General features: G+C 45.4%; 14 protein-coding genes. 9 read left to right on the plus strand and 5 right to left on the minus strand.

Going from position 1 to position 20,903, the window contains the following annotated elements:
- Positions 1-12: 12 nt before the first annotated feature.
- Entirely contained in the window at positions 13-3,390 is a 3,378-nt protein-coding gene (locus FN815_RS06275; RefSeq protein WP_142453772.1) for a peptidase MA family metallohydrolase, read from the plus strand.
- 323 nt (positions 3,391-3,713) lie between these two features.
- On the opposite strand, the gene FN815_RS06280 is transcribed toward FN815_RS06275, so the two are convergent.
- The 5 genes from FN815_RS06280 to FN815_RS06300 form a co-directional block, all read right to left on the minus strand.
- Entirely contained in the window at positions 3,714-4,997 is a 1,284-nt protein-coding gene (locus FN815_RS06280; RefSeq protein ID WP_142453773.1) for a type IX secretion system plug protein, read from the minus strand.
- A complete protein-coding gene (dapF, locus tag FN815_RS06285) occupies positions 4,990-5,820 on the minus strand; it encodes a diaminopimelate epimerase (RefSeq protein WP_142453774.1) in 831 nt (276 codons plus the stop codon). The genes FN815_RS06280 and dapF overlap by 8 nt, the downstream gene beginning before the upstream one ends.
- 102 nt (positions 5,821-5,922) lie before the next feature.
- Positions 5,923-7,104 carry a DNA polymerase III subunit gene (locus FN815_RS06290; RefSeq protein ID WP_142453775.1) on the minus strand — a complete coding sequence of 394 codons (1,182 nt, stop codon included), beginning with the start codon at positions 7,102-7,104 and terminating at the stop codon, positions 5,923-5,925.
- 15 nt (positions 7,105-7,119) lie between these two features.
- Positions 7,120-8,070: a glycoside hydrolase family 43 protein gene (locus FN815_RS06295; protein WP_142453776.1), complete on the minus strand. Its 951-nt coding sequence runs from the start codon at positions 8,068-8,070 to the stop codon at positions 7,120-7,122.
- A gap of 36 nt (positions 8,071-8,106) precedes the next feature.
- Positions 8,107-8,772 (minus strand): heme exporter protein CcmB, encoded by a 666-nt coding sequence (locus tag FN815_RS06300; RefSeq protein ID WP_142453777.1) that lies wholly within the window; start codon positions 8,770-8,772, stop codon positions 8,107-8,109.
- A gap of 388 nt (positions 8,773-9,160) precedes the next feature.
- Between FN815_RS06300 and FN815_RS06305 the strand changes: the two genes are divergently transcribed.
- The 8 genes from FN815_RS06305 to ric all read left to right on the plus strand — a co-directional run bounded on the left by FN815_RS06305 (position 9,161) and on the right by ric (position 20,880).
- Positions 9,161-9,769, plus strand: coding sequence for an IMPACT family protein (locus FN815_RS06305; RefSeq protein ID WP_142453778.1), 609 nt, complete (start codon positions 9,161-9,163; stop codon positions 9,767-9,769).
- 141 nt (positions 9,770-9,910) lie between these two features.
- Positions 9,911-10,456: a cob(I)yrinic acid a,c-diamide adenosyltransferase gene (locus tag FN815_RS06310; protein WP_142453779.1), complete on the plus strand. Its 546-nt coding sequence runs from the start codon at positions 9,911-9,913 to the stop codon at positions 10,454-10,456.
- A 2-nt stretch (positions 10,457-10,458) separates the two neighbouring features.
- A complete protein-coding gene (locus FN815_RS06315) occupies positions 10,459-12,468 on the plus strand; it encodes an SGNH/GDSL hydrolase family protein (RefSeq protein ID WP_142453780.1) in 2,010 nt (669 codons plus the stop codon).
- 4 nt (positions 12,469-12,472) lie between these two features.
- Positions 12,473-13,822: a phosphoglucosamine mutase gene (gene glmM / locus FN815_RS06320; RefSeq protein WP_142453781.1), complete on the plus strand. Its 1,350-nt coding sequence runs from the start codon at positions 12,473-12,475 to the stop codon at positions 13,820-13,822.
- Positions 13,823-14,038: 216 nt separating this feature from the next.
- A complete protein-coding gene (locus tag FN815_RS06325) occupies positions 14,039-16,798 on the plus strand; it encodes a phosphoenolpyruvate carboxylase (RefSeq protein WP_142453782.1) in 2,760 nt (919 codons plus the stop codon).
- A 158-nt stretch (positions 16,799-16,956) separates the two neighbouring features.
- Positions 16,957-18,882 (plus strand): ATP-dependent zinc metalloprotease FtsH, encoded by a 1,926-nt coding sequence (ftsH, locus tag FN815_RS06330; protein ID WP_221930260.1) that lies wholly within the window; start codon positions 16,957-16,959, stop codon positions 18,880-18,882.
- A gap of 776 nt (positions 18,883-19,658) precedes the next feature.
- Positions 19,659-20,111 (plus strand): RrF2 family transcriptional regulator, encoded by a 453-nt coding sequence (locus FN815_RS06335; RefSeq protein ID WP_142453783.1) that lies wholly within the window; start codon positions 19,659-19,661, stop codon positions 20,109-20,111.
- Positions 20,112-20,184: 73 nt separating this feature from the next.
- Positions 20,185-20,880: an iron-sulfur cluster repair di-iron protein gene (gene ric, locus FN815_RS06340; protein ID WP_142453784.1), complete on the plus strand. Its 696-nt coding sequence runs from the start codon at positions 20,185-20,187 to the stop codon at positions 20,878-20,880.
- Positions 20,881-20,903: the final 23 nt, after the last annotated feature.

Here is a 20,903-nt window from a genome sequence, read left to right on the forward strand (position 1 = left end):
ACCCAGTTTAAAATGAGATACCCGCGATTTTATCTATTTCTGATTTTTGCTTTCCTGCTGTCTTTCACTGCACAGCAGGCTTTTGCCCAGTATTATTCCTTTGGGAAGAACCGCGTACAGTATGAGGATTTTGAATGGCGATACATTCAAACCACACATTTTGACGTGTATTACTACGGAAAAAAGAATTATGAACTGGCTGATTTTGCTGCCAAAAGTATAGAATCTGCCTACAAGCAGCTTTCGGAAGATTTTAACCATCAGATTTCTAATCGCATCCCTCTCATTGTCTATGATTCGCACAACGACTTCTCACAAACCAATGTGGTAAACCTTCCGGTTAACGCCGAAGGTATTGGTGGTGTGACCGACAAAATGAAGAACCGGATGACGGTGCCTTTTACCGGTGATTATGCTGATTTCCGGCGCACGCTTCATCACGAGCTGGTACATGCCGTATTTAACGACATGTTCTACGGTGGTACCATCAATTCCATTATCCGTAATAATATTCAGTTACAGTTTCCACTTTGGTTTGAAGAGGGATTGGCTGAGTACACTGCTCTTGGCTGGGATACCAACACGGATATGTATATCCGGGATGCGGTGATCAATAACTACCTGCGCCCCATTCCTTATTTGAGTGGTTACTATGCGTATCGTGGTGGTCAATCTGTATGGAATTATATCGTTGAGGAATATGGCCGCCAGAAAATTGCAGAAATCCTTCAGAATATTAAAAAGACCAGAAGTGTAGAAGAGGGAATGCGGCAATCTTTGGGTCTCAATATCGAAGAACTTTCTGAGGTTTGGGATAATGCCCTGCAGGAACGCTATTATCCGGAAGTAGCCGAACGTGAACGCGCGGATATGATTTCTACACAGCTTACCGAAAGAGGTGAATTTGGAAGTTATAATACCAGTCCCGCTATTTCTCCGCAGGGCGATAAAGTAGCTTTTATCACCAATAAGCGCGGATATTTTGATGTGGTGGTGATTAGTGCCATTGACGGCCGCAAGTTGAAAACACTGGTAAAAGGACAAGACAACCCTGAATTTGAAGAACTCAATATTCTAAATCCCAATATGGATTGGTCGCCAGATGGATCCAAAGTGGCCATTTCTACTAAATCCAAAGGACGGGATGATCTGGCGATTATAGATTATGCCACGGGTAATATCGAGAAAATTCAATTTCCCAATATAGATGCCATTGCTTCTATCGCTTGGTCGCCAGATGGTACAAAGATTGCTTTTGATGGTAATATTGGAGCTTACCAGGATATCTTCATTTATGATATGGAAACAAGGAACCTTAAAAACCTCACAGGTGACTTTTTCTCTGATACCGAACCGGAATGGAGCCCGGATTCCCGTTATGTCTACTTTACGTCCGACCGCGGCGATAAAACCGTTTTTCATACGTTTGCAGTTAATTATTTCTTGCTGGGTGATCCTTCCATCTATCAAACCGATATTTACCGGGCCAGTGTGGACGGCAACTCTGCAACCAGATTGACCAAAACGGACGGTTGGAGCGAAAAATCTCCCGAAGTAACCCGCAATGGCCGTATGGCTTTTATATCGGATGAAAACGGTATTCTGAACGTTTATGAATACAATTTCAACACACGTACTACCACACCTTTGACCAACCTGCAAACCGGAGCTTCACAAATTTCATTAAGTGCGGATGGTTCACGAATGGCATTTAACTCTATAAACGAAGGATATCTTGATATTTTTCTGCTCCGGTCACCATTTGATCGCCGTAAAGAGGGAGATTTGTCAAAGAATTATTGGGCGCAGCGCAGGGCTAATGAATCTGAAACGGAACGCGTTCCCGCCATTCTCTACGCCCGTCAGATGTTTGGATCGGGAGGATCACGCCCAGCAGATAGTGAGGAAGCTGGAGTCACTCCAAATCAGCCGCAGCAGGCTCAACAAGCAGGGCAAATTGCAGATGCAGCCACCGACACCGTTTCAGCCCAAAATCAGGAAGGGGCAGAAGAGGATAATAATGAAGAAATAGATTTCAGAAACTACGTGTTTAGCACCGAGGTGATGGAAGACTCTACCATCTACCTGGAAGATGTAGAAAATTTCTCTCCTGAAAATACAACTACGGAAGACGGACGCTTTCAACCCAAAGATTACCGCCTGCGTTTTTCCACTGATATCGCATACAGCCCAAGTGTAGTTGCTTCAACCTATGGCACGTACGCGCTTACTCAGTTTGTGATAAGCGATTTGCTTGGCGATCACCAGATTTCGCTGGGAACCAATTTCAAAACTGACTTACGGAATAGTGACTATTCCATTCAATACGGGTATATGAAAAACCGGACCAACTATTTTGCGTCCTATTTCCATACTTCCCGAAGATATCAGACGGTTTACGGTGAGGTGATTCGTTTCCGTACTTTCGGTGGGGGAATAAATGTGCAATACCCGTTTAATACCTTCAAACGCATTGATTTTAGTTTTGCAGGGATGGGTATCACCCGGGATTACAGTTCTGTAAGTGACTACTATTCGGGTATTTCTGTGGGCCGAGACCGCACTGCTAACCAGCGCAGCATATTTTTATATCCCGAAGTTATTTTTACCAATGATCGTACCTTGCCCGGCTTTATTACCCCAAGAGGCGGGCGACGATATTCCGTAGGGCTTTCAGGAAGTCCCGGTTTAGGTGAAAATGCACCACTTTTTGCTTCTGTTTTAGGTGATTTCAGGCAGTATGTAAACCTTGGAGCCAATTATTCCCTGGCTTTTAGAGGATCGGGAGCCACCTCTTTAGGACGTGACAAGCAAACCTACTTTATGGGGGGACGTTTGGGTTGGATCAACCAAAGGTTTAGCGATAACGGGTTATCCTTTGACCGGCTAACGGACAGCTTCTTTACTGTTCCTGCACTCCCCGTTCGCGGATATGCCTACAACAGCCTCTACGGAAGTAACTTCGCCTTGGTAAATGCGGAATTTCGATTCCCTCTGTTTGCTGCGGTAGTACCGGGAGCTATTCCCATTCTGCCTTTGTATAACATCACTGGGGCAGCTTTTCTGGATATTGGTACTGCCTGGGGTCAAACCATTGATTATGGCCTCTATGAAATTTCAGACGGTAGTCCCAATCGAATTGTAAATGATAAGTCTCTCAATTTTAAAATAGCCAAGGAAAAAACCAGCGATTACGCAGTGAATAGCCAGGGACAGCTGGTGGAGTTTGAAGCGCCCTACTATGAAGGGGATATTCTGATGGGGGCTGGCTTTGGATTGCGTACTATACTGCTTGGTTTACCTTTCCGGTATGATGTAGGATGGGCTTTCGACCGCGATTCCTTCAAAGCCAAACCTATTCACTACTTTTCTATCGGGATAGACTTTTAAACTGACTTACTTGGCTTTGCACTTCTACAATAGTCCATGGATATATTCATGGACTATATTTTTTTTGTTCCGGCCCAGCGTTAACCCTGTTGTTCAGTGTAGTTTAATTTAGCCTGAGTTCGTGATAGATAAGAAATTAATTGCTCCGGCCTTTAGGCCGGTGAAAACGTAATCTCTTTTATAAAGAACCCGAATTTTGATGGTATTAAAGTCCTAACGTTTATTGAGGGTTGGCTGGAAAAATGATAGAAGGCAATACATTTAAAGCTTTGAAAAACGCGTCATATCTGAAAGCCATCCCATTAGGGAAGACTAAATGCCTATTACTCGGAGTAAAAGAAATTTACGTATAGTAGGCGGTCGTACTGCATATCAGGATCACGATAAAACACAAAGCTGGTGTACTCTTGGTTTTGACGGGTGATGGTATCGCTAAGCGTTAAATCATCTACTTCCTGCCCGTCTTTGATAGCGTACTTGTAAGTATAAGATCCTTCTTTGATAAGTGAAGTTGCTTCCCAATAGCCGGACTCTTGATTGTAGCTGAGCTTGTTATCTTCAGACAAAAGCCACTGATTGAAATCCCCCACAAGGTACACGCCTTGTCGTTCGGTAAAACGGCCTCCATCGGTAAAACGAAAGCGAACTTGCGCATAGCGGGCATCTCTTGAGGTTTCCGGCAGTGCAACGTTTGTACCCCAGCCAATGCTGGGTGTAGAGGTGAAATTAAGCACATCCTCCCGAAGTATAATTCGTGGCGGAGTTATATCTGGCTGATAATCAATGATTTTCTGCCCGTTGGCGGAAAGCTCATCCATGTTCAAGGTGATGAAATCATAATTAGCCGGATAGGCTTTACGCTCTGATAAATGAAACTCAGCATGTTCATCATCAGAGAAATCATAATTTTCTGACTGTCGAATATCTCCCCAAAAACGATTTTGAGCAAAATAGAAGGACAGATAAAACTCAGGAGTCTCTATGGAATCGGGGTAGATGAATTCACTGAATGGACGGTCTAAGGCATTATATCGTTCACCAGCATTGTACTTGGTATCAACCCAGGAGCGGATGTTGCCTTTATTTTCAGTAACGAAAAAGGGAAGAGAGAAAAGGCGGGTGCCGGTTGCAAAATCAGAGATATGCACCATGTAGTTGCCACTTACCGTGAAATTGATCCCGTCGCCGGGAAACTCAGCTTTATAATGATGATAAACCGGAGCTGCAAGCCGGTTACGTTCTCCACCTCCAATGATCAGTTCATTCCTGCCTTCCATATGCCAATTTGAGGGCAAGCTGCTAAGGCTCCAGTCGCGGTTATGATGGGTAAAGGTGACCCGGAACTGCCCGGATAGGTCAGAGAGCTCATCAAAGGCTAACACGAGAGACTGGCTGCCATCAAGTCTTAGAACCGGTGGGTTGGTGGGATTGCCCTTGCGATACAACTGCACACTCTGTATAGATTGGGGAGCCGGCAATTGGCCTGGTACCATGGCCCTGCTGGTATATTTTTTGGTTGAATAACTGTTATTAGCCGGACTGGGAAGGTTTGCCGAGCAAGCGGATAGCAAGACGGCAAAGGCAGTTATCAATAATAATTTATACAAAGATGCTTCCTTCAAATACAAAATGGGAGGGTCCGGTTAATATTAAATGGTGGTACGTGTTGGTATCTTCATTAAAATCAAAAGACACTTCCAGCGTTCCACCTTTCACCGATACCTCGTAGCTGGCAGATTCGCTATTTGTTTTAGATTGAAAGTGTGTGGCAATGGCCGAAGCAAGAGCTCCGGTTCCGCAGGCCAAAGTAAGGTTTTCAACACCCCGTTCGTAGGTCTGCAGATTGATAGATGTTTCTCCTTCTTCGTACTGCACAAAATTGACGTTAGTTCCCGGAGGATTTACCTGTTCGTGATAGCGAAGTTTGCGTCCTGTACTTACCAGCTGTTCTTCAGCTTCAAGGCTTTCTTTATCCACAAAACGGACCAAATGTTCGGTAGCTGCATCTGCTTTGATTAATTCTATGCCGTCCAGCTGTATGGTCTCAGGCTGTACCTCAACCGGAAAGTGAATGCGAACGCGGTCGTCCATTTTGGTTACTTCTGCCTGGTACATATTATCGTGTACATTAAAACGGTGCGAATGTTTGAAACCATTACGGGCCGCAAATAAAGCAAGGCAACGGGCACCATTTCCACACATTCCGGCATCGCTGCCGTCGGCATTTCGATAGATCATAGTGTAGTCAACGTCGTCTCTTTGCGGTTCTTCGAGAACTAACAGACCATCAGCCCCAACACCAAAACGCCGGGTGCATAGCTTTGGGGTAAACTCAATAATTTCGTCAAGAGAAAAGCGGTACTGCCGGTTATCCAGCACTACAAAATCGTTTCCGGCTCCCTCCATTTTGTGAAACTTCAAATTGGTCATTGGATGATATATGCGTTTTTTATTCCTTTACTTTTGCACAAGATAAGGTACCCGTTAAGCAACTTCTGTGAAAATTATTCAAGAATTGTTCTTGTAAACACACTAACTGCTAAACGCAGGAACATGTTGCCAATTTTCTTCTTCCGGAATAAATGGATCCAGGCCACGCATTAAGTTACTAAAGCGCAATGCCAACACGATGAAAACAAGTTTTGGGTTTGTATACTGACGAATGGGGGCACGGAACTGATCCAGGTGTTCAATCATTTCTTCAAGCCGGGCATCCTCAAGGGCCTTTACAAATTTCTGAATGGACTCCAGCTGGTCAATATTAGTGATAAATTCTTTCTTTCCGGTTTCCCGGTAGACCATCAGATCCCGAATATACATCTCTATGAGATTGGTGAGGGCAATCAGCCCTTCGATGTTATTAGAGCTCTGCCAGTCTTGCACCAGGGTAGAGAGTCCGGCGGCATCTTGTCCATAAGCCAGCCGCATATATTTTACCACTTCCTCTCGGTTCTCTTTCAGCTTGGAGATATCAAAGAAACGGGTCATGGCATAATTCCCGTTCGATACGCGGGAGAGATAAGCAGCTTCATCAGGCTGCAGTCCGTCTACTTCTACCAGGCCCTGTTCAACCTCGCGGGTACTCAGCGAGCCCAGCGGGATATGCTGGCAGCGGGAGGTGATGGTGGGCAACAAGCTCTCATAGCTTTCGGTAGTTAGAATAAACATCAGGCGGTCGGAAGGCTCTTCCAGAAGCTTCAAGAAGGCATTGGCGGTTTCCTTACGCATGGTTTCAACCTGCGTGAGAATGATAACTACCCTGTTGCCCTCATTGGGTTTGAGCTTAGCTATGGGACGTATATCATCCCTGAAATAATCAATGGGATAAAAGGCTTGCAGGTTTTTGGAAGATTCGTCATCCAGGGAGGGGCGCTGTGAAAATCCAATAATTTCGTAGGGATCTTTTTCCAGCAGCTGCAGCCGATCTCGTAGTTCCTCGGTATTTACTTTTGTTGGTTTGGGGATGAATACGTGAATATCGGGATGAGTAAACCAAGACGATTTTTTGGAAGATTTGTACTCTCCAAGATCACTAAGATGATCGATGCCGTTTATGGCTTCGGCAAAAGTTAGGGCAAAAGCTGTTTTTCCTACACCCTTAGGTCCGGAAATTAAGTAGGCGTGACTGATACGTCCGGAATCCAGGATACGCTCAGCTTGCTCTTTAGCCCTTTTTTGACCAATGATGCGACGGTTTCCAAATTTTATCTTCATACAGTGATTCCGTCTTTAATTGCTATTCAGTGAATTGCTAATGCGCTCGAACTCATCGTAATCAACCTTGAACACGGTACCATGTCGGGTTCCCTCAGGGAAATCAAGTTGATCAGAAATATCTTCCCAGTCTTTTAAGTCGGTGGAGCGGCGGGCCCCCATTTGATGGTCGATGTAACGGTCAAAGTATACTATCCACCCGCTGTCACTTTCAATAGCAGTAGGACCTTCAACCCAATTCCGGGTGATGGGCTCGGAAGCGGTAGAGTAAGGACCGGTAAGACTGTCTGATTTTGCAATGCGAATATTCTTTTCGGCTTCAGGCCAGCGGATCTCGTTTTTAAGAAACATCACATATTCGCCGTCAATGTGATGGATGGTGGCATCAATAACGTTGAAACCCTGGTCGTAGAGGAGTTTTGTATCGCTGAAGGTTTCAAAATCTTTAGTGAGGGTGTAATACATGCGGTGATTGTACCCATTGTCACCGGTAGAATCCGTTTCAGGAAATCTTCCCGGGATGGTAGTGGCCCAGTAAATCATATACTGCCCGGAGGGTTCATCGTAATAGAGTTCAGGAGCCCAGGTATTACGTGCCTCCGGTTCGTGCTCCATCACCGGAATAAACTGCTGTTCCGACCAATTCACTAAATCTTCAGAGTGGGCATAACCGATGCCTTTTTCGGTCCAGCCGGCCGTCCAAACCATATGGAATGTACCATCCGGGCCTTTAATGATGCAGGGATCTCGCATGAGTTTGGCATCGCCCACCTGGGGTTCCAAGATAGATTCGTTGTTATTTAAAGCCGTCCATTCCAGACCATCTTCGCTATAAGCCAGGTGCAAGCCGTCTTCTCCATTACCCTGGAAATAAGAAAACAAGTACATTTTTTTCTCTTGCTCGGATGAAGAACAACCAAAAGCTAAGAAGAGAATCAATAAAGACGCATAAAAAGTTCGAAGCATAGTAGTAAGTGAATTAAGGCTGGATGTAATTAAAAATTATTCTTCCCAAATGTAATCAAAAAGAAGCACACCGGCGGTGATGGTTACTCCCGCAAATCCAATTAGGGCGGTGTAGTTATTCCAGGAACCGTCGCCACCGCTTACAAAAGCTGTTTTGCTGATATCGGCCAGCAGCAGCACCAGCGGCATAAAAAGCGGAATGCTTAATACTGAGAAGATGGCTCCTTTGCGGTCGGCTTGGGAAACAACGGCGGCCGTCATCGTAGCCACGCCTGAGAGCCCGGCAGTGCCTACAATCAGCATCACTAAAAAAGCCGGCCAGGACTGAATGCTCAGCCCCATCATAAAAATATAACCGGCAAAAGTGGCCACGTTGATCAGCAGGGTGAACAAGAAGTTATAAAGTAGTTTCCCGGTATAAACCACCGTGCCCTCGGCATAGATGCGAAGCAGGTCAAAGGTACGTTTGTCGGTTTCGGCAATAAAACTGCGGCTTAGGGCTGATAAGGCTGCAAATAAAATGATAATCCAGACCAAGCCGGATTTAGGTCCCGGTTCCAGCTGATCGGCGCGAAGGGTAAACAATACCAGCAACATGGCGGCGGCTACAAAGGCAAGTACCATGTTAAAGGCAAAGCGCGTGCGCAGCTCAATCTGCAGGTCTTTTTTAAGGATGGTAAGAGTGCTTCGGATCCATTGCATGCGCCAAGTTTAAGGATTTTGCAAAGGGAATGCAGTTTTTATTGATGGTGAAATAATATGGCAGAGGAAGCTTCAGAATATATCTAAATTTAGGATTTTGTCTTTGGTAGACTGCCCTCCCTGAATTTTTCGCAGCGTGAAGCTGCTCAAAATCCGGTCCCTCCGAAGGGACACATGATTCGGGGCGTTAGTAGGCAATGAAACATTTAATTAAGCCAGAAACCCTATCAGTGAAACTCAGCGAATAGATCAGGGACCCTCTTAGTGAATTAAAATAGGGAAGAGCGATACATTCATGAATTTAATAAACCACTAAGGGATTCATCCAGTTTTGAAAGCCAAGTAGTATTACAAATTGGTTATATTGGCAAAAAATATCGATCTACTTTTGAAAACCATTACCCAAAGTTACGAATCCAGTTTCAGAGAACGCGGCTCCAAGTTTATGGGCTATCTGTTTCCGGCCGAAACGGAGGAGGATTTTGCCGACGAACTGGATCAAATCAAATCCCAATATCCTGACGCCACCCACCATTGTTACGGCTGGCGGATCAACCCTGCTCGGATTCGTGAATTCAGCTCCGATGATGGCGAACCTTCGGGTACAGCCGGACTACCAATCCTGAATCAGATGAAATCCTACGAAGTGGTAAATGCAGGCATCGTGGTGGTGCGCTACTACGGTGGGACCAAATTGGGCAAAGCCGGACTTATTGAAGCCTATGGACGCTCGGCCGAGTTGTGCTTGGATGTGGCAAAACTGGTGACGATCCGTCCGGTACAGTTTTTTGAAGTCAAGTATCCCTATCCCGAAGAAAACACTATCAACAAGCTAAAAAATGACTTTGAGTTGAAGGTGGAGGAATCGGAATACATGGAGGATGTGACCCTCAAAATTGCTTGTCCAAAAGAGGATGCCGAGGCTTTCGAAAATGCATTAAAGCGGTTGGTACACTTAAATATTCGATTTGATAAAAAGGAAGAGCATTTTGTTTAACTCTTCTCAAAGAGACGATAAGGGTAGCTAAAGATTTTAAAGCTACAAAGTATTAATCTGCTCCATCAGTTTTAAAAGGTTCATCCAATAAATGCACCTTAGTGCTCAAACCCCTATTTTCGAAAAAAAGCTAAAAATTTTATGAAAATATATACCAAGAAAGGCGATACCGGTGAAACCTCATTATTTGGAGGGCAAAGGGTTTCAAAAAGCTCCAAACGCATTGATGCCTATGGGACGGTAGACGAGTTGAATTCTATTCTGGGGATGGTAATATCCTTTGGCGTTACAAAGGAAGGAGCTGAGTGGCTAAAAACGGTACAACAGCAGTTATTTGTACTGGGTGCTGATTTGGCGACGCCGGCTTCCAGAAAAGTGCGCATTGACCGAATTAGCGAAGAGGAGGTCAGTTACCTCGAAGAAGCGATTGACGAAATGGATGAATCGCTGGAGCAACTCAAGAATTTCATTCTGCCCGGTGGGGCACAGGCGGGAGCTACCCTGCATTTTGCACGAACGGTATGCCGGCGCGCTGAACGAACCACGGTTCAAACCCGTCATGAGGAAGAAATTTCAGAGGAAGCCATTCGCTATCTGAACCGACTTTCGGATTTTCTGTTCGTGCTGGCTCGCTACGAAAACCTGAAGGCGGGAACAGAGGAACAAACCTGGATGCCATCTAAATAATTATGGGCCTCAGCAATAAAGCCAAAAATTACATTCGAAAGCATCACCCCAAAAAAAGCGCCGCTGAAATGGCTGGGGATTTGAATGTTGAGGAGGCTGAGGTACAGGTATTTATTGACGAGATTAAAGAGCCGTTGCCGCTTAAAAAGAAGATCCTGTTTTATGTGATCACGCTTTCCATCCCCGTGCTGTTTTTTGTAGCCGTGGAGGGCATTCTGCGCAGCATGGACTATATGGGCAACACCGATTTATTTATTGATCCGGAAATCCCATCCGACCAATATTATATTCCCAACCCAAACTTCACCGCCCGCTACTTTTTCTATACCAAAACATTGCCCAGTCCCTCTATAGACGTGTTTTTGCAGGAAAAACCGGAAAATGGATACCGGGTGTTTGCAATGGGCGGCTCCAGTGCGGCAGGATATCCCTATGGTTTTAACGGGTCGTTTTCCCGGGTAGTAGACGACATCCTGACCGATGCCATGCCCGATCGTGAAGTGGAAGTCGTTAATGTGGCGACTTCTGCCATTAGCACGTATACGCTCTATGACCAGGTTGATGAAATCATAGCCCAAAACCCGGATGCCATTATGATTTATGCCGGGCATAACGAGTTTTATGGAGCACTAGGCGTAGGCTCCAATGAAACCCTGGGCGGTTTTCCCGGCTTTGTCCGCTTTTATTTGGAACTGCAACAATACAAGACGTTCCTGCTATTGAGGGAAATGATAGTAAGTACCGGTCAATGGCTGGCAGGTGGGCCGGAAAATACCGAAGCCAAACGCACCGGTGGCACCCTGATGGAGCGTATCATCAAAGACCAGGCCATTCCGCTGAATGGAACTACGCATCAGATGGCTATGAATCAGTTTCAAAGTAATATGTCGGCTCTCATCAGCCGGTTTGAGGCCGAAGGCATTCCGGTGTACTTGAGCACAATTGGAAGTAATGAGAAAGATCAGCCACCTTTTGTGAGTTTGGATGATAATAATCTTCCACCTGCAGAAGAAGTGTATCAAGAGGCACTGACGAGTTACAATCAGGGAGATATTGTGGGAGCTAAAACCGAGTTTACCTATGCCAAAGATTTGGACGGGCTTAAATTTCGGGCGCCTTCACAGGTAAATCATCTGATTGATTCGCTGGCACAGAGCTTACAGAACACAAAACTGGTACCGGTTCAGCAGGTGTTTGAACAGGAATCAGAAAATGGGATTATTGGCAACGGGTTGATGCTGGAGCATCTCCACCCCAACCAGAAAGGCTATTTTCTAATGGGAAGGACTTTCGCAGAAGCGATCCTGCAAGACCTAGCTGCAAGTGGAACCACAGATCCTGTTAAGCTGGATCTAAACACTTATTTCGAAGAAATGCATATCACCGAGTTTGACGAACGCGTGGTGTATCATCAGGTAAAAACACTGAAGCAGGGCTTCCCTTTCGTGACAGATGGAAGCGCAGAGCCCTATCAGGTGGACTACAATCCCACCGGTGTGATAGACAGCCTGGCATTTGCAATGGTACACATGGACAAACGCTGGGATGAGGCGAAGGTAGAAGTAGCGCGCTATCACATCACCCAAAACCAGACAGAACGGGCTTTAGCGGAATATTATGGGTTGATTCGAAACCAGCCTTGGAATGAGTCGCCCTACGTATTTGCCGCACGATTGCTGCTGGACCAAAATGATTTTGACCGTGCTGAACCGCTGCTTGAAAAAGCGTATCAATTGAATCCGCAGGATGCTTTTATCACCAAAATGCTGGGTGCGGTAAATCTGAATCAAGGGAATACTGAAGAGGCGATCCGTTTGCTGGAAGAATCGCGAAGGCTGAATCCACAGGACCCCCAAACTTTATATAACTTATCCGGGGCGTACGGCACTAACCGTGAATTTGAAAAAGCCCTGAAGGCGGCCAATGAGGTATCTGCCATCAACCCGAATTTCCCGGGTATCCAGCAGTGGAAACAGCAGCTCACAAGAATTATCAATTCAAGAAGAAATTAATTTTATGGCACTTATGATTTCCGTCTCGGGTATCCGGGGCATTTTTGGCACCGATCTAACTCCCCAAAACCTTACACAATTTACCGCCGCTTATGGAACCTGGCTTAAAGGCGGAACGGTGGTTGTAGGACGTGATTCCCGCGTGACCGGCAAAATTTGTGAGGATATTGTAGCTGCTACGCTGGCCAGTGTGGGTTGTGATGTGATCAAAGTGGGGATTTCCCCAACGCCAACCGTAGCAATGGGCGTGTTGAAACACAGGGCGGCGGGTGGAATTATTATTTCTGCCAGCCACAACCCGGCTGAGTGGAATGCGCTGAAGCTGCTCAATAGCAAAAGCGAGTTTCTGGATGCAGAGCAAGGTGAACAAGTAATCCGTCTTTCGAAAAAGCAGCGATTTGAATACCAAGCCTACGATAAAATTGGAGTGATTCGGGAAGATGTAGACCTGCTGGACGATCACATCCAGAAGATTCTTGAATTGCCCTACATCGAGGCAGATACCATTGCTGCTCAGAACTTTTCGGTAGCGGTTGATGCCGTAAATGGAGCTGGTTCAGAATCTGTACCCCAACTTCTTGAAAAGCTGGGAGTGAAAACAATTCACAAGCTGAACTGTGAACCCAATGGTCTGTTTCCTCACAATCCCGAACCTTTACCGGAACATCTGACTGAGATCTGCACTTTTGTAAAAGAAAACGATGCCGACTTAGGCGTCGTAACCGACCCGGATGCAGACCGCCTGGCGCTAGTGGATGAGAAGGGAAATTTATGGGGAGAAGAATATACCCAGGCCGCTGCTTTTGATTTTATATTATCAAAAAAAGTCGGGGCTTGTGCTACCAATTTGTCCTCTTCACGAGTGGCTGATGATGTGGCAAGGGAATATGATCAGAAATGTTACCGCTCGGCGGTAGGAGAAATCAATGTGGTGAAGGCCATGCAGGAACACGATGCCGTAATTGGCGGGGAAGGCAACGGAGGGGTGATTTGTCCTGATTTACATTACGGGCGCGATTCGCTGGTTGGGATTGCCATAGTGCTTCAGCTACTGGCCGAAAGAAAAGTGAGTGCATCCGAATACCGGGCAAGCTTGCCGGACTATTTCATGAGCAAGAACAAGATTCAACTGGATGACTTGGGCAAAGATGCCGACGAGGTGTTGGAGATGGTTAAACATCATTTCTCAAGCCTGCAACCAAACACGGTTGATGGGGTGAAAATCGATTTTGCTGAGGGATGGGTTCATCTTCGAAAATCCAATACAGAGCCTATCATCCGTATTTATTCGGAGGGCAGATCACCGGAGGCCGCGAAAGCCTTTGCCAGCAAAATCTTTGATTTACTCAAATAATACAGGAAATTATGGTTCAGTTAAGTTTCCCTGCTTAAGAATGCAAAAAACAAAGTAATAATCTATTTTAGCAAGCCCATCAAGAGGCAGTAACTTGTATATTTATCACAATTTAATTCTGCCGGGACCTCGGTAATAGGCGGGGAATACACTATCAAATAATCGGTTTTTAGGTTTTAAATCAGAACGTAAGCTCATAAAAAGCACCAAAAGAATATGTATTTCAGTACAACAGATGACGGCATTGAACTAGGTAAAATTCAGGACGACCTCACTTTTTTGCACCGGTGCTATGTAGATATGTTACGGGAGCTTGGGGAAGACCAGGTTGCCGAAGCCATTGAAGATGGAAAGCATTCCAAAAGCGATTCGGAAAAAATCAGCAAGGCATTTTCTCTGTACTTTCAGCTGATAACTATTGTGGAAGAAAATGCGGCAGTGCAACTTCGAAGAAAGCTGGAGGATGAATACGGGCTGGATCGTATTTCAGGGCTTTGGGGTAAAATACTTTCAGAGCTGCGTGACCATAAATTATCGGAAGAAGATATTCTGGATAAACTTCCGCAGACAAGAGTAGAACCGGTACTGACGGCTCATCCCACTGAGTCAAAACGCTCAACCGTTATTGACCAGCTGCGTTATATTTACTTGTTGATGGTAAAGCGTGAGAACCAAATGTGGACCCATAATGAAGAGCAGCAAATCCGTGATGAAATTATGACGGCGATGCAGCGGCTTTGGAATACTGGTCAGGTTTTTCTGCATAAACCTTCTATTAGTGATGAGCTGCGAAATGTGATGCATTATCTTACCAACGTGTTTCCACAAGTGCTGCCCATGCTTGATCAGCGGCTTAGAGATGCCTGGGAATCGGCCGGTTTCAATCCTGACCTGCTGAATGACTACCGGCAGTTTCCCAAGATAAGTTTTGGTAACTGGGTTGGGGGCGATCGTGACGGTCATCCCTTTGTGACTGACCAAGTGACTTCAGATACTTTGCTGAAATTACGCCGCCAGGCTTTGCAATTGTTACGTGAAGACCTGTCAAGTCTGGCTCAGAAAATCAGTATTTCTTCATTGGAAGTTGATGTTCCGGAAATCCTCAAAAAAAGGATTACCGGCATGGCCCTGCGGTGCGAAGAGGATGCAGAGGCAGCTATTTCAAGAAATGTTGATGAACCGTGGCGCCAATATTTGAATCTCATGCAGCTGCTGTTGCCACTGGATGAAGAGGGGCAGCCCATTGAGGACCTGGAGAAAACACGTTACTATCTTTCAAAAGATGAGGTGCTGGCAGACCTTGATATTTTTATCAAGTCTTTGGAAGAGATCAATGCCCATCGTATTGTGAAAATGGATGTTGAACCGGTAGCCCGTAAAGCAGAAACCTTTGGGTTCCACCTTGCCGCTTTGGACATCCGCCAGAACAGTAAATTTCATGATGCAGCATTGGCATCACTGCTTAAAGCAGCCGGTATTGAAGATGGTGAGAATTTCGCCGACTGGCCGGAAGAGAAAAGAGTGGAATTTCTGAATGAAGAGCTGAAAACTTCTCGGCCTTTTGTACGGCATCGTTACGGACTAAGCAATGAGTCGGACGCGGTATTGGCTTGCTATCGGGTGATCTACAAACACATTAAACGTTTTGGGCCCGCTGGCATCGGTTCCTTTATCGTAAGCATGACCCGTAGCCTGTCTGATTTATTGGTGGTGTATATACTTTGCAGAGAAGCCGGCCTGATGGAACAGACCGATGAAGGTATGGCATGCCGCGTACCGGTGGTTCCTTTGCTGGAAACCATTGAAGATCTTGAAGATGGTCCTGAAATTCTGGATAGGTTCCTGGCTCATCCCGTTACACAAAGAAGCATGCGTTACCGGGAACAGAAGGACGGAGCTGACCGCTGCCAGCAGGTGATGGTTGGCTATAGCGACAGCAACAAAGATGGTGGAATTTTTGCCAGTTTGTGGAGCCTGCACCAGGCCCAAAAGAAATTATCGGACGTTGGTGAATCGCATGATATCAGGATTCGCTTTTTCCATGGCCGGGGTGGCACCATCAGTCGCGGGGCAGGACCAACTCACCGATTTATAGCCGGCTTACCGTCTAGTACTATTAAAGGTGATTTAAGATTGACTGAACAAGGGGAGATGATTTCCCAGAAGTATGCCAACACCGTTACTGCTTTGTATAACATGGAACTGCTGCAGGCAGGTACGGCCGGCTTGACCTTGGGGGTTAATGATTCCTCTCAAAAGAAACTACATGAGGAGCTGGAGCCGATCATTAACAAAGTGTATGATTACAGTCTGGAAAGCTATCAAAAAATGGTTCATTCGGATGATTTTGTACGCTTTTTTGCACAGGCTACGCCCATTGATGTGATCGAATCGAGCCGCATTGGTTCGCGTCCTGCCCGTCGGACCGGTAAACGATCTTTTGGAGATTTAAGGGCCATTCCATGGGTTTTCAGCTGGAGCCAGGCCCGGTTTTTCCTCACGGGATGGTACGGCGTAGGCAGCGCATTGCAACGTCTAAAGAAAGAAGACGAAGAGGCTTTTGAGTTGCTAAGTAAGCACGCGATTGATTACATGCCGTTCCGGTATATCATCTCCAATGCCTCTTCCGCTATCGCTTTAACGGATACGGAAATTATGGAGCGATACGCTTCGCTGGTGGATGATGAAGAACTTGCTGATAGTTATTTGAAGCAAATCAAAGAAGAATTCACCCGAACAAGGGAGATGTTGGAAGTTTTATACGGGCACAAGCTCACCGCTCGCCGACCACGTTTGTACCGGATGATTGCTTTTCGTTCTGAACGCCTAGAGCCGCTGCATGATCTGCAAATTCAGCAATTGAAGAAATGGCGGAAAATGAAGGAGGATGGCAAAGAGAAAGAGGCTGCCGAATTACTCCCCGATATGCTGCTGGTATTGAATGCTATAGCCAGTGGCCTTGGAACTACGGGATAGGCTTAGTAAATCTTTATATTGTCTTTCAAGGTTATCAGTTCTATAATATCAAAATGGTTAAACCTAAGTGAAACTATATCACCACTTAAAACTGTTAGGATATTGCATGAATTGATTTATGTGCCTAATTAGAATTTCTCATCCAAAGTAGACGAATTTTGGCTGACAAGGATAAGAAGAGAGATAACAATAAAAAGGTACCTCCCAAAGGTATAGGCAATAAGGGAGGCGGAAAGAAGCCCGGATTTTCATCCTGGTCGAGCCTGCTAATTTGGATATTTGTAATAGCTCTTGCTTTAAATTGGTTTTTGACCTCAGAGAATGGGTTATTTGAACCCACGCCAAACATAGAATACACCGAGTTCCGACAAGAAATCAGGGAGGATAATGTTTCCCGGATACAAGTAGAGGGGCAAAATGTGCAAGGCGAGCTTAAGAATCCCAAAACACTTAAAGCAGCGGAAGGCGATACCGTACGATACGACCAATTCACCACCTACATCCCAAATTTTGAGGATGAGAACCTTTCCAGTCTGCTCGAAGAACACGATGTGACCGTAGCGGCCGAACCCGAGTCGCAGTTTAACTGGTGGTACATCATTATGATTGTCCTGCCCATTATTTTCTTCATTTATATAGGGGTGATGTTTTACCAGCGCATGAGCGGGCAGAATCAAGGACTATTCAATATTGGCAAAAGCACAGCTAAACTGCAGGAACCTGAAGAACAGGATACGACCTTTGAAGATGTGGCTGGACTGGATAATGCCAAGAAAGAGCTGGAAGAGATTATTGCCTTCTTGAAGGAGCCAGAGCGGTTTGAAGAGATTGGGGCTAAACTGCCTAAAGGCCTGCTGATGGTAGGTCCGCCCGGAACCGGAAAAACCTTACTTGCCCGGGCTACCGCGGGAGAAGCAAATGTGCCTTTCTTTACCATTACGGGTTCTGATTTTATGGAAATGTTTGTGGGTGTAGGTGCCAAAAGGGTAAGGAACATGTTTAAGAAAGCTAAGGAGATGTCGCCCAGCATTATTTTTATTGATGAGCTGGATTCCATTGGTCGCCGGCGCGGTGCAGGTTTGGGGGGAGGCCACGATGAACGTGAGCAAACACTCAACCAATTGCTTTCAGAGCTGGATGGCTTCGAACCCACGGAAAGCGTGGTGGTGATTGGTGCTACAAATCGTCCCGATATTTTAGATAAAGCGTTACTTCGTCCCGGAAGATTCGACCGGCGCATTACTGTAGATGTGCCAACTAAAAGTGCACGGCACGAAATATTGAAGATCCATGCCAAAAATAAGCCGCTTCATGATGATGTAGAACTTGAAGTTATTGCCAAGAGTACGCCTGGTTTTAGTGGGGCAGATTTAGAGAACCTTTTGAATGAGGCTTCACTATACGCCGGGCGGAATAAGCGTAAGAAAATAATCATGGATGACATCGACAAGGCGCGGGACAAGGTAATGATGGGACTTGAACGTGAAGGCATGCAAATCGATGACGAAGAGAAGAAGTTGCTGGCCTACCACGAAGCCGGACATGCCTTGGTGGCTTCCGTATTGCCACACTCTGATCCTATCCATAAAGTTTCCATTATACCCCGTGGCAAAGCGATGGGGGTAACGCTTCAGTTGCCTGAGAAAGAGAAATACCTCTATAACAAAGAATACCTGTTGGATCGCCTTGCTGTAGTGATGGGAGGTCGTGCAGCCGAAGAGTTGATTTTTGAGACAGCAACCAGTGGTGCCCAGGACGATCTGAAAAAAGTAGCGAAGTTATCACGCAAAATGGTTACCGAGTGGGGCATGAGTGATCGCTTTGGTCATATTTCTTTCGGGAGTGATGAAGAGGAAGTATTCCTTGGTCGCGATATGAGTCGCAAGCAACAGTACAGCGATTCAACAGCTCGTGAAATAGACGAAGAGGTTCAAAAGATAACTAAGGAAGCATTTGACCGTGCCCTCTCAACTATCAAGGACAACCGTAATGTGCTGGATAAGGTAGCTGAGATGCTGCTCGAAAAAGAAGAAATACCCGGGAAGGAAGTTAGCAACTTATTAGAGGAAAAAGAGCAAGATTAGAGATGAGAATGAGTTAATAATTAAGCAGGTCACCGCTGTAGATGTCAACCAATTCGGCGACAAAATTTAATAAGTTGGCCCCGAATGGGGGCAAGCAACAATAGCCCCAAATGCCTTTTTGTATAACCCTCGGCAGGTATTCCTATCTTGACGTCAGTTCGAGATAAGAAATAAGTTGCTCCGGCCTTCAGGCCGGTGAAAACGTATTCCTTTTATAAAGAACCCGAATTTTGATGGTATTAAAGTCCATACGTTTGGCGAGGGTTGCTGCAAAAATAGTAAAAGACCATAGTGCCAAAGCTTTGAAGAACGAATAATTTTGTAGCTCCATTGGGGCAAAGCTTTATTTTTCTTTTCATTCTCCACCGGCCTGAAGGCCGGAGCAATTACAGTGAAAGTTGAGACTTTATCTCGAACTGACGTTATCTTAATATTCTACAAGTCTCGGGTTCTTCTTTGTGTGATAAACAACCCGGGGCTGCATCCACTTGCGTGGATTTATCCCGGGCTATTGTTGTTCGTCCCATACGGGTACGTGAAAATTGTCCTAGAATTAGCTAACATCTTCAGCAATGACGGGTCCTAGACCGAACACAGATTAATGTAGTTCTCAGGCAGCTTTCTTTAGAGAGATATTGCAAAAATTGAATTTCATGATTAGTTTAAGACAATAAACTCTTAAATAGGCTGTGGCAAATCTAAGATTCCTTTTGGCATTGTAAGTAGTTGTTGCTGGTTTACCGTCATGGTCTGATAACCTCCACAAATAGAGAAGCATGTTGTTATCAAAATCATGTGTGTACGGGCTGCGGGCGGCGCTTTACCTGGCGGCAAAAAGGGATGGGAGCTATTATTCTATCCGCACAATGAGTGAAGAACTCGATATTTCCTTCCATTTTTTGACCAAGATTCTGCAGCAGTTAACGGCAGACAGCCTGCTGGAATCATACAAAGGGCCGAATGGGGGAGTGCGGTTATCAGCAAAAGGGAAAAAATCTACCCTTTTTGATTTAGTGATTGCTATAGATGGGCCGGGCTTGTTTACTGAGTGCGCTTTAGGCCTGCCTGGTTGCGGATCAGAGGAACCATGTCCTTTGCACAATAGCTGGATTGATACCCGGGCTTCTATTGAAAACATGCTGAAGCGCACTAACCTCACTAAAATTGCGGAAGAGGGAAAAGAAAAACATTTTCGTCTTACTGCTGACGGCCACTTCTCCTGGAGTTAGAAATTTTTTTTCATCGATTCATAAAGAATTCATATAAATAAGATAAAATACTCTTAAAACTAAAATAGTTGTTATGCAAAATTACTCACAAACACCTGTTGGCCAAATTGTGGCCAAAGATTACCGAACTGCACAGATATTACGATCTCATGGCTTAGATTTTTGCTGTGGGGGAGGACGAACGCTTGAAAAAGCCTGTGCTTCCAAAAATATTGAACTAGAACAAGTGATATCGGAGCTGGAAGGTTTACAGACATCCGATAGCCTCACGGAAAATTATAATGAATGGTCGCTGGATTTCCTGGTGGATTACATCGTGAATAATCATCACGGCTTTGTACAAAAGGCTTTACCGGAAATTAACTTCTATGCCGAGAAAGTAGCTCGCGTGCATGGCGAAAGAAATCCAAACCTGTATGACATCCTCCAAAAAGTACGTCTGCTGAGTGATGAAATGCTTGGTCATTTGCAAAAAGAGGAAGAGGACCTGTTTCCACAGATTAAAGAACTGGTTAGAGAGCACAAAAAAGGGTCGGTTAAGGAAGCACTGATAGAAGCGCTGGAAGATGAGCACGATAAGGCCGGCCAGTTAATGGCTGAGATAGAAGAGCTGACCGAAGGATTTACTCCTCCTGAAGACGCATGCGCATCGTACCGGGTGTTATTCCAAAACCTGGAAGGCTTCCAGCAAGACTTGCACAAACATGTGCATTTAGAGAATAATATCCTGTTTCCCAAGGCACTGAATCTTGAACAGCGCTTGAACTGAGGCAGGTTTTTAGCATGCATAAA

The sequence above is a fragment of the Gracilimonas mengyeensis genome (assembly GCF_900182705.1).
GTDB classification, from domain to species: Bacteria; Bacteroidota; Rhodothermia; order Balneolales; family Balneolaceae; genus Gracilimonas; species Gracilimonas mengyeensis.

Excerpts from the sequence above, each read along its gene's own strand:
- FN815_RS06275 (WP_142453772.1), top strand. The coding sequence starts at position 13 with ATGAGATACCCGCGATTTTATCTATTTCTGATTTTTGCTTTCCTGCTG.
- dapF (WP_142453774.1), bottom strand. The coding sequence starts at position 5,820 with ATGACCAATTTGAAGTTTCACAAAATGGAGGGAGCCGGAAACGATTTT.
- FN815_RS06290 (WP_142453775.1), bottom strand. The coding sequence starts at position 7,104 with ATGAAGATAAAATTTGGAAACCGTCGCATCATTGGTCAAAAAAGGGCT.
- FN815_RS06295 (WP_142453776.1), bottom strand. The coding sequence starts at position 8,070 with ATGCTTCGAACTTTTTATGCGTCTTTATTGATTCTCTTCTTAGCTTTT.
- FN815_RS06300 (WP_142453777.1), bottom strand. The coding sequence starts at position 8,772 with ATGCAATGGATCCGAAGCACTCTTACCATCCTTAAAAAAGACCTGCAG.
- FN815_RS06310 (WP_142453779.1), top strand. The coding sequence starts at position 9,911 with ATGAAAATATATACCAAGAAAGGCGATACCGGTGAAACCTCATTATTT.
- FN815_RS06315 (WP_142453780.1), top strand. The coding sequence starts at position 10,459 with ATGGGCCTCAGCAATAAAGCCAAAAATTACATTCGAAAGCATCACCCC.
- glmM (WP_142453781.1), top strand. The coding sequence starts at position 12,473 with ATGGCACTTATGATTTCCGTCTCGGGTATCCGGGGCATTTTTGGCACC.
- FN815_RS06325 (WP_142453782.1), top strand. The coding sequence starts at position 14,039 with ATGTATTTCAGTACAACAGATGACGGCATTGAACTAGGTAAAATTCAG.
- FN815_RS06335 (WP_142453783.1), top strand. The coding sequence starts at position 19,659 with ATGTTGTTATCAAAATCATGTGTGTACGGGCTGCGGGCGGCGCTTTAC.
- ric (WP_142453784.1), top strand. The coding sequence starts at position 20,185 with ATGCAAAATTACTCACAAACACCTGTTGGCCAAATTGTGGCCAAAGAT.